Annotated in this window: 11 protein-coding genes; 7 read left to right on the forward strand and 4 right to left on the reverse strand. The window is 68.6% G+C overall.

Translation table 11 applies throughout. The annotated features are described in order from the left end of the window. Positions 1-15 precede the first annotated feature (15 nt). From ACTWQD_RS07855 to ACTWQD_RS07885, 7 genes are all read left to right on the forward strand, one after another. Positions 16-2034, forward strand: coding sequence for a helix-turn-helix transcriptional regulator (locus tag ACTWQD_RS07855; protein WP_443195599.1), 2019 nt, complete (start codon positions 16-18; stop codon positions 2032-2034). A gap of 26 nt (positions 2035-2060) precedes the next feature. Beyond that, positions 2061-2459 carry a hypothetical protein gene (locus tag ACTWQD_RS07860; RefSeq protein ID WP_443195600.1) on the forward strand — a complete coding sequence of 133 codons (399 nt, stop codon included), beginning with the start codon at positions 2061-2063 and terminating at the stop codon, positions 2457-2459. Positions 2460-2500: 41 nt separating this feature from the next. Then, positions 2501-2770 (forward strand): Sec-independent protein translocase subunit TatA, encoded by a 270-nt coding sequence (tatA, locus tag ACTWQD_RS07865; protein ID WP_443195601.1) that lies wholly within the window; start codon positions 2501-2503, stop codon positions 2768-2770. Between the two features lie 6 nt (positions 2771-2776). Continuing rightward, positions 2777-3613, forward strand: coding sequence for a twin-arginine translocase subunit TatC (tatC, locus tag ACTWQD_RS07870; RefSeq protein ID WP_443195602.1), 837 nt, complete (start codon positions 2777-2779; stop codon positions 3611-3613). Between the two features lie 24 nt (positions 3614-3637). Then, positions 3638-6550, forward strand: coding sequence for a DEAD/DEAH box helicase (locus ACTWQD_RS07875; protein ID WP_443195603.1), 2913 nt, complete (start codon positions 3638-3640; stop codon positions 6548-6550). 92 nt (positions 6551-6642) lie between these two features. Next, the gene (locus tag ACTWQD_RS07880; RefSeq protein ID WP_443195604.1) at positions 6643-8286 is read left to right on the forward strand and encodes an amidohydrolase; all 1644 of its coding nucleotides are present in this window, start codon (positions 6643-6645) and stop codon (positions 8284-8286) included. 453 nt (positions 8287-8739) lie between these two features. After that, positions 8740-9483 (forward strand): polyprenol monophosphomannose synthase, encoded by a 744-nt coding sequence (locus ACTWQD_RS07885; RefSeq protein WP_443195605.1) that lies wholly within the window; start codon positions 8740-8742, stop codon positions 9481-9483. Between the two features lie 102 nt (positions 9484-9585). Here ACTWQD_RS07885 and ACTWQD_RS07890 read toward each other — a convergent pair whose 3' ends face one another. The 4 genes from ACTWQD_RS07890 to ACTWQD_RS07905 all read right to left on the reverse strand — a co-directional run bounded on the left by ACTWQD_RS07890 (position 9586) and on the right by ACTWQD_RS07905 (position 12868). Then, on the reverse strand, positions 9586-9933 hold the full coding sequence (locus ACTWQD_RS07890; RefSeq protein WP_056429445.1) for an RNA polymerase-binding protein RbpA: 348 nt from the start codon (positions 9931-9933) through the stop codon (positions 9586-9588). A 322-nt stretch (positions 9934-10255) separates the two neighbouring features. After that, positions 10256-11287 (reverse strand): SPFH domain-containing protein, encoded by a 1032-nt coding sequence (locus ACTWQD_RS07895; protein WP_443195606.1) that lies wholly within the window; start codon positions 11285-11287, stop codon positions 10256-10258. Between the two features lie 96 nt (positions 11288-11383). Next, the gene (locus tag ACTWQD_RS07900) at positions 11384-11845 is read right to left on the reverse strand and encodes an NfeD family protein (protein WP_443195875.1); all 462 of its coding nucleotides are present in this window, start codon (positions 11843-11845) and stop codon (positions 11384-11386) included. Between the two features lie 129 nt (positions 11846-11974). Beyond that, positions 11975-12868 carry a methyltransferase domain-containing protein gene (locus tag ACTWQD_RS07905; RefSeq protein WP_443195607.1) on the reverse strand — a complete coding sequence of 298 codons (894 nt, stop codon included), beginning with the start codon at positions 12866-12868 and terminating at the stop codon, positions 11975-11977. Positions 12869-12979 lie beyond the last annotated feature (111 nt).

A 12979-nucleotide genomic window follows, 5' to 3' on the forward strand; every position in this document is an offset into this window, starting at 1 on the left:
TAGTACCCTTGCGGGGTGTCAGCCTCACGTACAGAACGCCTCCTGAACCTGCTCATCGCCCTCCTCAACACCACCTACGGCCTGCGCCGCAGCGAGCTGAGGGACAAGGTCTACCACGACACCACCAGCACCGACGTCGCATTCGGCCGGATGTTCGAGCGGGACAAGAACGAGCTGCGGCACTTCGGCTTCGACGTCGAGACCGTCACGGACAAGGGGTGGGGCTCGGACGATCCGGCCACCACCCGTTACCGGATCGGCAAGGAATCCAACCGGCTTCCGGACGTGAGCCTCACTCCGGCGGAGTGCACCGTCCTCATCCTCGCGGCCCAGCTGTGGGAACACGCCGCCCTTGGCTCCGCGGCGGTCAACGCCGTCCGCAAGCTGCAGGCCTCCGGGGGCCTGGCCGACGCCGAACTCCCTCCCGGGGTGCAGCCGAGGATCCGTCCCGCCGGCCAGGCCTTCGAAGACCTGGTCGCTGCCATGCACGCCCAGCACCCGGTCAGTTTCCGCTACCTCGCCGTAAGCACCGGCAAGGAAGAGGAGCGGCTGGTGGAGCCTTGGGGCCTGGGCAGCCGCTTCGGCCAGTGGTACCTCGTCGGCCATGACCGGGCGCGCGGGGACAAACGCTTCTTCCGGCTCTCCCGCTTCACCTCGGCGGTGACCGTCCTGTCGAAGGAACGCTTCACCGCGCCGTCGGACTTCAACGTGCGCGACGAACTCGCCTCCCTCCCCGAACTGCCGGTCCAGACCGCCGTCGTGGACGTCGCGGCAGGCGCGGTGCACGGGCTCCGCACCCGCGCTGCCGCAAAAGACACAGGTGCCGCGCCGGATACGGCGGGCACGCCGCCCCAGGCCGGCCGCGACCGCCTCAGCGTGCCGTACCGGGACGTAGAGACCCTGGCGGAGGAGCTTGCCTCCTACGGGCCCCGGGTCCGCGCAGTCTCGCCCCCTGAACTGGTGACGTCCGTGCGGCGCCGCCTCGCAGCCGCAGCGGCGTTTGCCTCGGCCCCCGTCCCGGCCATCGCTTTCCCGGCGCGGGTATCCTCCCTTTCAGGGGCCGCGCACCGGCACCCCCGCAAACGCACCTCCGAGGACCAGCTCGCCCGGATGCTGCAGCTGGTGCCGTTCCTGGTGCACAACCAGGGCCTCCACATCAGCGAAGTGGCCGCGAACTTCGGCATCACCCGCGAGGAGCTTGAAGCTGACCTCCGCATCCTGATCTGCTCCGGCCTTCCCGAGGGCTACCCGGACGACCTGCTGGACATCCAGTGGGACGACGACCATGTCACCATCAGCCAGGACCTCGACCTGAAGCGTCCCGTCCGCTTCACCGTCGAGGAGGCCTGCGCCCTGCTGACCGGGCTGGAAACGCTCAACGGCCTGCCGGAACTGGCCGAGGGCGGCGCGCTGGAATCCGTCACGCTCAAGCTCATGGCGGCGGCGGGGGAGGAGGGACTGAAGGCTGCGGCCCTGTCCGCCCCCGAGGTGGGCCCCGCCAACCTGGCCGCCCTGGAAACGGCACGGGAAGCCATCCGGAGCGGCGCGCAGCTGCGGCTGCGGTATTTTTCCCCGCTGCGGGACACCGTCTCGGAACGGGACATCGACCCGCTGCGGCTGTATTCCCTGGACAACACCTGGTACCTGGAGGCCTACTGCCACTCCGCGCAGGGCCTGCGGAACTTCCGGTTGGACCGGATCGAGGCCCTGGAACCCACGGGCCGTCCCGCGGCGGAATCGGCGGAACCCGGCGGCAGTGTCCCGGTGAAGCTCTTCACTCCCAACGACGACGACGCAGTGGTGGTGCTTGAGCTCACCCGCCGCGGCGCCGGACTCGCCGACGAGTACTACGCCGAGCGCACCGCGGAACTGCCCGACGGCGGGCTGCTGGCTGAAATCCGGTTCGGCAGCACCGACTGGCTGCCGATGTTCGTGGCCCAGCACGGCGGGACGGCCCGGGTCCTGGAACCGGCCGGGGTGGCGGAGGCCTCCCGCCAGTGGCTTTCCGCCGCACGGGCCCAATACGAGCACTAGCGGGCGCGGCGGATAGACTACTCAGCATGCCTTGGTGGTCCTGGATCGTAATCTGGATAGCGCTCGTCGCAGTGTCCCTGTTGTTTTTCGTTGTGCTCGGAGCCCGGCTGTACCGGCAGTTCATGGCGACGCTCAAGGACCTCGGGGAGGCGGCAGAACGGTTCTCCACGCTGCCGTCCGCCCCGGGCACCATCGGTTTATCCGGTGTTCATGTTGGCCGCGTAGGTTCGGACGGCGATGACGCAGAGGAGCGGTCCGGACCGCTGCCGGAACCCGGATCCGCAATTTTTGCGTCACCCGCGCAGATGCGACATGATTACCGCGCATCCAAGTTTGCCCGTCAGGAAGCCCGCCGCCAGCGGCGCATCCAGCGCAGGACGGAACGCGGGCAGCCCCAGCGGCTGCGCGACATCGAATTCAGATAGACATCGACGTAGGATGTATTTCAACGAAAGGACCTCCCCCCATGAGGCTTGAAGGCTGGCATCTCATCATCATCATCGTTCTGGCATTGGTGCTTTTTGCTGCACCGAAGCTGCCCGGCATGGCCCGGAGCCTTGGCCAGTCGATGCGCATCTTCAAGTCCGAGGTCCGGGAGATGAAGAAGGATGGCACCCCGGAGGCCGCTGACGGCTCCGAGCCGGTCGAAGGCCGCGTCGTCAATCACCCGAAGTCCGCCGGCACGGAAACCCGCACCGGTGACGGAACCGACGTTCCGCCGCCGAACCGCGCCTAGTACCACGTGGCAGTAACCATGGGCCGCCGGTCGAACCCCGAGGGGAGGATGGCGCTCCTCGACCACCTGAAAGAACTGCGGAACAGGCTCTTCAAGTCCGCGATCGCCGTCGTTCTGGCCACCGTCGTCGGATTCCTCGTCTACCAGCCCATGCTCGAGGCGCTGATCAAGCCCATCAGCGACCTGAACCGGAACGAGGGCCGGCAGGCGACGCTGAACTTCGACGGCGTCGCGAGCTCCTTCGACCTGATGATCCAGGTCTCCGTGTTCCTGGGCCTGATCCTCGCCAGCCCGGTGTGGCTCTACCAGCTGTGGGCCTTTATTGTCCCCGGCCTGCACAAGAAGGAACGCCGGCTGGCTCTGTCCTTTGTGGCCGCCGCCGTGCCCCTGTTCGTGGGCGGGGTGCTGCTGGCGTGGCTCGTGCTGCCGAACGCCGTCCGGGTGCTCACCGATTTCACGCCGTCCGGCGGCTCCAACTTCATCAGCGCCCAGGTGTACCTGTCCTTCGTGCTCCGGCTCCTGCTGGCCTTCGGTATCGCCTTCCTCCTGCCGGTGATTCTCGTGGGACTGAACCTGGCCGGAATCGTCAAGGGCAAGCAGCTGGTCAAGAGCTGGCGCATCACTGTTTTCCTGGTCTGCCTCTTCGCCGCCATGGCCGCGCCGGGAGCAGACGCCATGAGCATGTTCTACCTTGCCGGGCCGATGCTGCTCCTCTTCTTCGCCGCCATCGGGCTGTGCCTGCTCAACGACCGCCGTCGGGAACGCCGCGCCGTCAAACGCGCCGCCGAGACGGAAGCCACCGCGGACCATGCCACTCCCAGCTCCGAACTGGAGAATCTCTAGCCCAACGCGCACTAGGCTGGAAGCATGTCTTCACTACCCGGGCCGGCATCGCCGTCTGAACGCTACCGCGCAAGTGCCGAGCGGGCCGCCGAAGCCAAAACTTATCTGGGCGGATTCCTCCGCTCGCTTGCGTTTGAACTCGACGACTTCCAGCGCGAGGCGTGCCTTTCCCTGCAGGCCGGACGCGGAGTCCTGGTGGCTGCCCCCACCGGCGCCGGCAAGACGATTGTGGGCGAATTCGCTATCTACCTTGCGCTCCAGCGCGGTCTCAAAGCGTTTTACACCACCCCGATCAAGGCCCTCAGCAACCAGAAGTACTCCGAGCTGGCGGACAAGTACGGAGCGGACCGGGTGGGCCTCCTGACCGGCGACACCAGCATCAACGGCGACGCCCCGGTGGTGGTGATGACCACCGAGGTGCTCCGCAACATGCTCTACGCCGACTCCAGCACCCTGGCGGACCTTGGTTTTGTGGTCATGGATGAGGTCCACTACCTGGCCGACCGTTTTCGCGGTGCCGTGTGGGAGGAAGTCATCATCCACCTGCCCAGCGAAGTCCAGGTCGCTTCGCTGAGCGCAACCGTTTCCAATGCGGAAGAATTCGGTGCCTGGCTGGATACGGTCCGCGGGCAGACCGACGTGATTGTCTCCGAGCACCGCCCGGTGCCGCTCTGGCAGCACGTCATGGTGGGCCGGAAAATCGTGGACCTCTTCGCCGGGGACACCACCTTTGACGAGATCGCCCCGGCGGCCGGGAGCGCCCAGGCGGCGGCAACCGTCGCCTCCGCAACCGTGGCGACGGCGGACACCGGCAGCCGGCCCGGCTTCGAGGTCAACCCCGAACTGCTGTCGATGGCGCGTGCCGAGAGCCAGATGAACTTCCGCGGCCGGTTTGGCCACGGCGGCCGCAACCAGCGCCGGCAACGCCACCAGCACAGCCAGCGGGACGACGCACAGCAGTCCGGTCAACGGAGCCCCGTCCGGAAGGCAAGCCGCCCGCAGGTGATCGCAAGCCTGGACCGGCAGGACCTGCTCCCGGCCATTACCTTCATCTTTTCCCGGGCCGGCTGCGACGCCGCCGTCGCCCAGTGTGTGGCCGCGGGCCTGTGGCTCACCACCGAACAGGAGCAGCTCATCATCGCCCGGCGTGTTGATGAGGCCGCCCAGGACATCCCCCCGGACGACCTGGACGTCCTGGGGTTCTGGAGCTGGCGGGACGGGCTGCTGCGCGGGCTGGCCGCCCACCACGCCGGAATGCTGCCCACCTTCAAGGAAGTCGTGGAGAAGCTCTTCGTCGACGGGCTGGTGAAGGCGGTGTTCGCCACTGAGACCCTGGCGCTGGGCGTCAACATGCCGGCCCGTTCCGTGGTGCTGGAGAAGCTCGATAAATTCAACGGTGAAGCGCACGTCAACATCACCGCCGGGGAATACACCCAGCTCACCGGCCGCGCCGGCCGGCGGGGGATCGACGTCGAAGGCCACGCCGTGGTCCTTTGGCAGCCCGGCACGGACCCGGCCTCGGTGGCCGGCCTGGCGTCGCGGCGCACCTACCCGCTGAACTCCAGCTTCCGGCCCACCTACAACATGTCCATCAACCTGGTGGCACAGTTCGGCCGCGCCCGGGCACGCGAGATCCTCGAATCCTCCTTTGCCCAGTTCCAGGCCGACCGCTCCGTGGTGGGGCTGGCCAAGCAGGTGCGCAGCCGCGAGGAGTCCCTGGCAGGCTTCAGCAAGGCGATGAGCTGCCACCTGGGGGACTTCACCGAGTACTCCCGAATCCGGCGGGCGCTCACCGACACGGAAAAGAACGCCTCCAGAACCAGTTCCCGGGCCCGGAAGACCGTCACCGAGGATTCCCTGAGCCGGCTGCAGCCCGGCGACGTCGTGGACGTCCCCTCCGGCAAGGCGCCCGGCCTGGCCGTGGTGCTCAGCTCCGACCACCACTCCCGCGAACCGCGGCCCGCCGTGATGACGCTGGACAACCAGCTGCGCCGGATCGGCACCCAGGACGTGGAAGGACCGCTGGCCCCCATCACCCGGGTCCGGATCCCGAAATCCTTCAACGCCAAGGTGCCCAAGTCGCGGCGCGACCTCGCGTCCTCGGTCCGCAACGCCCTCCGGGAAAACCGGCCGCCGGCCCCGCCGAGCCGGAATGATGACTTCGGGAGGGCCGCAGCGCTGCCGGACCAGGAGAAGAAGATCGCCGAGCTGCGCCGCGAACTCCGCGCACACCCGTGCCACGGCTGCAGCGAACGGGAGGATCACGCCCGCTGGTCGGAGCGCTACTGGAAGCTCCGCCAGGAGACGGACGGGCTGGTCCGCCAGATCCAGGGCCGCACCAACACCATCGCCAAGACCTTCGACCGGGTGTGCGGTGTCCTGTCCAGTTACGGCTACCTGGAAACCTCCGACGCCGGAGTGCCCGCCATTAGCCCGGACGGGCAGCGGTTGCGCCGGATCTATGGCGAAAAGGACCTGCTGATTTCCCAGTCCCTGCGGCTGGGCGCCTTCAGCGACCTCGACGCCGCGGAGGTCGCAGCCCTGGCCAGCGTCCTGGTCTACCAGGCCAAACGCGAGGACCGCGGTCTCCGGCCCAAAATGCCGAGCGTCTCCCTCGAATCCGCGGTCGACATCGTGGTGCAGGAATGGTCCGCGCTGGAGGACATCGAGGAAGCCAACAAGCTTCCGCTGACCGGTGAACCGGAGCTGGGCCTGGTCTGGCCGATCTTCAAGTGGGCCAAGGGCCGGCACCTGCAGGACGTCCTCAGCGGCACGGACCTGGCCGCGGGCGACTTTGTCCGCTGGGTGAAGCAGGTCATCGACCTGCTGGACCAGCTGGCAAAGATCCCGTCCCTGGACCCGCGGCTCGCGCGCCTGTGCGGCGACGCGATCAAACTCATCAAGCGCGGCGTCGTCGCCTATTCTTCCGTGGCCTGAGCGCCCCGGCCGGCCGTACCGCCGAGCCTATCCACCGCCGTCGAACCCGGCCGGCCCGTGCCGGCTGCCTGCAACCAAGGAGTTCCCTGCCCATGACCGATTTCCCGGCCACCACTGCGCAGCGCAAAGTCACGCTGTACCGGAACGGTTCCGTCTACACTGCCGCCGACCCCTTCGCGACGGCGATGCTGGTCGACGGCGACACGGTCGCCTGGGTCGGTTCCGAACAGGCTGCCACGTCGATCGCAGATTCCTCCATGGACATCATCGACCTGCACGGCGCCCTCCTGGCGCCCGGCTTCGTCGACTCCCACGTCCACCTGACGGAGACGGGCATTGCCCTGGACGGCCTGCAGCTCGGCGGGGTCCGCTCAGCGCGGGAACTGCTGGACGCCGTCGCGGCCTCCAGCGGTTCCGGCACCCTGATGGGGCATGGCTGGGACGAGACCCAGTGGGACGAATCCGCATTGCCCTCACGCGAGGAGCTGGAACGCGCCTCCGGCGGCCGCCCGGTGTATCTCTCCCGCGTTGATGTGCATTCGGCGCTTGTTTCCTCGTCGCTGGCGGCGGCTGCGGGCCTCGAGGGGATGGACGGCTCCGGAGCGGGGGGCCAGGTCAAGCGCGCCGCGCACACGGCCGCCCGGCTGGCGGCACGCCGGATCCCCGCCGCCGCGGTCCGCGGTTACCAGCAGCGGGCCCTCGCCGAGGCGGCCGCCAACGGCTATGTCGCCCTGGCGGAAATGGCGGCGCCGCACATCGGCGGCGTCGAGGACCTCCGGCTTGCCGCGGCCTGGAATGCGGGTCCGGACGCCGTGCCGGAGATCCTGCCCTACTGGGGCGAACTGGCCGCGTCAGAGGACCACGCCCGCTCCATCCTCGACGGGCTGGGCGTGCCCGTGCTCGGCCTGGCGGGCGACCTGAACATGGACGGGTCCATCGGGTCCCGGACCGCCGCACTGCGGGCGGACTACAGCGACGCGGCGGGGGAGCGCGGCAGCCTCTACCTTTCGCCCGCGGAAGCCGCGGCCCATCTGGTGGCGTGCTCCCTGCTGGGCGTGCAGGCGGGCTTCCACGTCATTGGCGACGCCGGCCTTGACGCCGCGCTGGAAGCGCTGGACCTGGCGGCAGCGGAGGTGGGCGAACAGAAAATCCGCGCCGCGGGCCACCGGCTGGAACACGTTGAGCTCGCCGATGCCGGCGCCATCAGCAGGCTGGCCAAGTACTCCGTGACGGTCAGCGTGCAGCCCGGCTTCGACTCCGCCTGGGGCGGGGACGACGGACTCTACCGCCAGCGCCTGGGCGACCGGGCGCGGGGCATGAACCCCTTTGCATCCTTCTACGCCGCCGGCGTCCCGGTGTGCTTCGGCAGTGACAGCCCCGTGACGCCGCTGCGTCCCTGGGCCAGCGTCCGTGCCTGCCTGCAGCACAACAGCCCGGCGGAACAGATCTCCGCCCGCGCAGCGTTCCTCGGCCACACGCGGGCAGGCTGGCGGGCCGCAAGGTACCGTAACCCGATGGCGGGCCAGCTGGTGCCCGGCGCTCCTGCGAGCTTCGCCGTCTGGGAGGTCGAGGAGCTTATGGTCCAGGTGGCGGACGGACGGGTCCAGTCCTGGAGCACCGACCCCCGCGCCCGGACGCCGTTGCTGCCCGCCCTGGACACCGGTGCCGAGCCCGTCTGCCTGCAGACCGTCAGGGACGGCCGGGAACTCTTCTCCAGCGGCGCCCTCACGGACTGAAGAACACTGCGGCGGGCGCGTGCGGCCAGCGGCCCGCCGCCGAAACTTGAGCGGCATCAAGGGGCCCCTGACCTGCGGCGATGGACGAAACGGCAGGTCACGGACCAGTTGACAGATCAGGGGGCGCCCGTAGCATTGAGGGTCACGGAGGGTCGCGGAAACCGCAGCCTCCGGACGTCCCCCGGTCGGTGCCAGGTTGCCGCATTCACGGCAGCTTCCCTGGTTGTGGCCATGGGTACTCCCAGGGGGCGGGTCCACTCCGCAGCAGAAAACGGTTCCGGCGGCGTATTTGCACGCCCCGCCGGAACTGGCCCGAAGCGGGTGGACCTGCCCCGGGGACCGGCGCCGGCCGAAGCCGGGCCCCGCGACTGCCTATAATGGACAGTTGCGCCTGCTCTCCGCTGCCAGCGGTCCGTCCGGCGCTTGACCGCTCCCTCCAAGGAAAGGCCCGCTGTGCGCGTCCTCACCATTATCCCGACCTACAACGAGCTGGAATCGTTGCCCAAGACGCTGGGGCGCCTCCGCACTGCCGTGCCGGCCTCCGACGTCCTGGTCGTCGACGACAACAGCCCCGACGGGACCGGAGAGCTGGCAGACCGCATGGCCGCTGAGGACAGCCAGGTCCATGTCCTGCACCGTGCGGGCAAGGCGGGCCTGGGTGCCGCCTACATTGCGGGCTTCAAGTGGGGCCTCGACGCCGGCTACGACATCCTGGTGGAGATGGACGCCGACGGCTCGCACCAGCCCGAGCAACTGCCGCAGCTGATCGAGGCCGTAGAGCAGGGCGCCGACCTTGCCATGGGGTCCCGCTGGGTGCCGGGCGGCAGCGTCGTCAACTGGCCGCTGTACCGCCAGGCGATCTCCCGGGTGGGCAGCACGTACGCCCGGATCATGCTGGGCGTGAAGATCAAGGACGTCACCGGCGGCTTCCGGGCGTTCCGGCGCGGCACGCTGGAGAAGCTGGACCTGAACACCGTCGATTCGGTGGGCTACGGCTTCCAGGTGGACCTGGCGTGGCGCGTCGCCAAGCTGGGACTGACCATCGTCGAGCGGCCCATCACCTTCGTGGAGCGGGAATTGGGCGCCTCGAAGATGAGCGGAAACATCGTGGTCGAAGCCATGGTCAACGTCACCAAGTGGGGTCTGGCCGCGCGCTGGAACACCCTTGCCGGAAAGCTCCCCGGCAAGAAGGCCTGAGCGCCGCAGGCGTAGTAAACAGGCATAGACAAAGGGCCGGTCACGTCGTCGTTGACGACGTGACCGGCCCTTTTACGTAATGCCGTGGATGGCTGGAACGGCCTAGGCGGAGCGCCGTTCGCCGCGGCGTTCACGCAGGATGGTGAGGCGGTCCTCGAGGATCTGCTCCAGCTCAGGAAGCGAGCGGCGCTCCAGGAGCATGTCCCAGTGGGTGCGGACTGCCTTCTCGTTGAGGTTCACGGGGCGTTCGCCGTCGACCAGCAAGGCTTCCTTGCCTGTCTTCGATACCCAGACCGGGGGGATCTCCGCTTCGGAGGAGAAGGTCACGAACACCTGCTCGCCGTCCTCGCAGCGGTACTCGACCCGCTGGCGCGGAGCCGGTTCAACACCGGATTCGGTCTCCATGCTCTGTGCGCCGAGGCGCATACCCCGCAGGCTGCGATCGCTCATCTTTTCTCCCTCTATTCGGTTCGCAGGGCCATGCCCTGCGGTGGCCGGGGCCGTAAGGCCTCGCCGGACTCGTGGTGTGCTGTTCGTTGCGTCTGGTTGCTTATTCGAAACTGGATGCTTACTCGAAAAGTCGTCACAGGATTCAACGTTTAGCGAAGCTGAATTGTTCCACCGGACTGAACCAGCCGGACAAATACACAATTATACCGGCTGCCGCTACTCCCGGTAAAGCCGCCGGGCCGCGCCGGCGGCGGCGGGCCGGGACGGGCAGCAGAAGGGGAGGCACCCGTCGCGCGGATGCCTCCCCGTGTAGTCCGGCTGCCTAGCCTTCCGGTGTGGCCGGGACGCTCCCCGCACCGGGTGCGGAATCCGCAGCAGCCGCAGGCGCCTGGGCACTGGCGGGTGCGGCCGCGCGGGCCTCGGAAGGCGCCGTTTTGCCGTTGGAATCCGGGCCGAACAGCCCGTCCGCGGCCTGGCCCTCCTTGGCACCGCCGAGGGCGCTGCCGATGCCCTTGAGGGCTTCGCCGACTTCGCTCGGAATGATCCACAGCTTGTTCGCCGACCCCTCAGCGAGCTTCGGCAGCGTCTGCAGGTACTGGTAGGCCAGGAGCTTCTGGTCCGGGTTTCCCTTGTGGATGGCGTCGAACACCTTCTGGATGGCCTGGGCCTCGCCGTCGGCGCGCAGGATGGCCGCCTTCGCGTCGCCCTCGGCCTTCAGGATCGAGGACTGCCGCTGGCCCTCGGCGGTGAGGATGGCGGACTGCTTGGTGCCCTCCGCCGTCAGGATGGCGGCGCGGCGGTCACGCTCGGCGCGCATCTGCTTCTCCATGGAGTCCTGGATGGAGTGGGGCGGATCGATGGCCTTGAGCTCCACCCGGGAGACCCGGATGCCCCAGCGGCCGGTGGCCTCGTCGAGCACGCCGCGGAGCTGGCCGTTGATCTGGTCGCGGGAGGTCAGGGCCTCTTCGAGGTTGAGTCCGCCAACAACGTTGCGGAGCGTGGTGGTGGTCAGCTGCTCCACCGCCTGGATGTAGTTGGCGATCTCGTAGGTGGCCGCGCGGGCGTCGGTGACCTGGAAGTAGACCACCGTGTCGATCGAGACCACCAGGTTGTCCTCGGTGATGACAGGCTGCGGCGGGAAGGAGACCACCTGTTCACGCAGATCGAGCAGCGGCAGCAGCCGGTCCACGAACGGGATCAGGATCGTGAGGCCGGGGTTCAGCGTCCGCTGGTACTTACCCAGCCGTTCGACGACGCCGGCCCGGGCCTGCGGGACGATCCGCACCGCCCGGACCAACACGATTATGACGAACGCAACGAGCACCAGCAGCACGATTGCGACTGCGATATCCATACATCACCTATTCCCCAGATTGGTCTTGCCATGGTCTGCGGCGGTGTCCCGCCGCATGCCCGGTGCCGGTGCCGGCCGCCGGAATTCTTGTGCGTGCTATTGGGTGGCGGTCTCCGGCTGCGGGGCGACGACCGCGGTGGCGCCGTCGATCGCGCTGACCACGGCGTGCTGGCCGGGCACCAGGACCCCGGTCTCAGAGCGGGCGCTCCAGACGTCGCCGCCGATCTTGACCAGGCCGCCGCTGGCGCTGACGGGCTCCATGACCAGGGCGGATTCGCCGATGAGCCGCTCAACATTGGTGCGGCGGTCGGCCGGTCCTTTGTGGAGGTGTTTCAGCGCGACGGGCCGGACGAAGCCGATCATCAGGAGGGAGACCACGCAGAAGGCGATGATCTGCAGGCCAAGGTCAGCGCCGGCCATCGATGCGACGAGTCCGGCCAGGGCCCCGCCGCCGAGCATGATGAAGAACAGGTCGAGGGTAATCATCTCCACCACGGCAAACACCAGGAACGCCGTGAGCCAGAGGGCCCACCAGTTTGCGGGCAGCCATTCGATCATCATTTCCCCCTTTGTCCCCGGGGGCTGCAGGCGCAGACCCTCAGTAACTGTCCTTCCATCGTAAGCCGAACGGCCCCGGCGGCGGAGGGTTGCAGAAACCTCGGGGCGAAAGTGGCCAACTCGTGACCTTCAGGTGACCAGACCGTGATGGCGCCGCGGTTCGAAGACACTGATGCGGAACCGTGCGGACACGGCGGTCACCGGCGGAAGCCTGGCCGTGAGCGCCGCCAGGGCTTCCCGGTCCAGGTGGTGCCCGGCCGGGCCCATCAGGGCCAGCCTGCCGACGTCGGCCGGGGACAGTGCGAGCGGCACGTCCAGGCTGTCGGTGGAAAGCGCCGCAAACCATCCTTCCAGCGAGGCGGCGAGGCGCTCCTCCTTCGCCGGATCGATCCCGAGCATTCCGGCCTCGCCCGCGATTTCCGCCAGATGGCCGGGCCGGGGGGTCACCACAACGAGGCGGCCGCCGGGGCGGAGCACCCGGGCGAATTCCGCCGCGTTGCGCGGCGCGAAGACGACCGTGACGACGTCGACCGCGCCGTCCGGCACCGGCAGGGGCTGCCACACGTCGGCAACGATGTTAATGGCCTCCGGGTTCAGCCGGGCGGCACGGCGGAGCGCAAACTTCGAAATGTCCAGACCGACCGCTTCCGCGGGCGTCCCGGCTGCTGCCAGCCGGTCCAGCAGCACGCGGAGGTAGTGGCCCGTGCCGGTTCCGGCGTCGAGCACCGTTCCCGGTGTCCCGGGGGTGCGGGCGGCGAAAGCCGGCACGGCGGCGTCCGCGACCGCGTCGGCGAGGGGCCGGTAGTGGCCGGCGGACAGGAAGTCGAAGCGCGCCGCCACCATGTCCGCCGAGTCGGCCTCGAAAACGGTCCCTTTGCCCACGAGGAAGTTGAAGTAGCCCTGCCTGGCCGCGTCGAAGCTGTGACCGGCCGGGCACACCAGCGTGCGCAGGGCGCCGCCGTCGAAGCGCAGGCGGTCGCGGCAGACCGGGCACAGCAGGGCGGCGGAAGAAGCGGGGGGCATAGTGTCCATCCTAGAGGCGGCGCAGCAGTGCGAGCAGGCACCACCAGTCAGGCACCACCAGTCAGGCACCAGCAGGCCGGACCGCCGGCACCGGGCGAACGTGAGCTATTT

Origin of the sequence: Pseudarthrobacter sp. 1C304, assembly GCF_052245515.1 — a bacterium.
Taxonomy (GTDB): domain Bacteria; phylum Actinomycetota; class Actinomycetes; order Actinomycetales; family Micrococcaceae; genus Arthrobacter.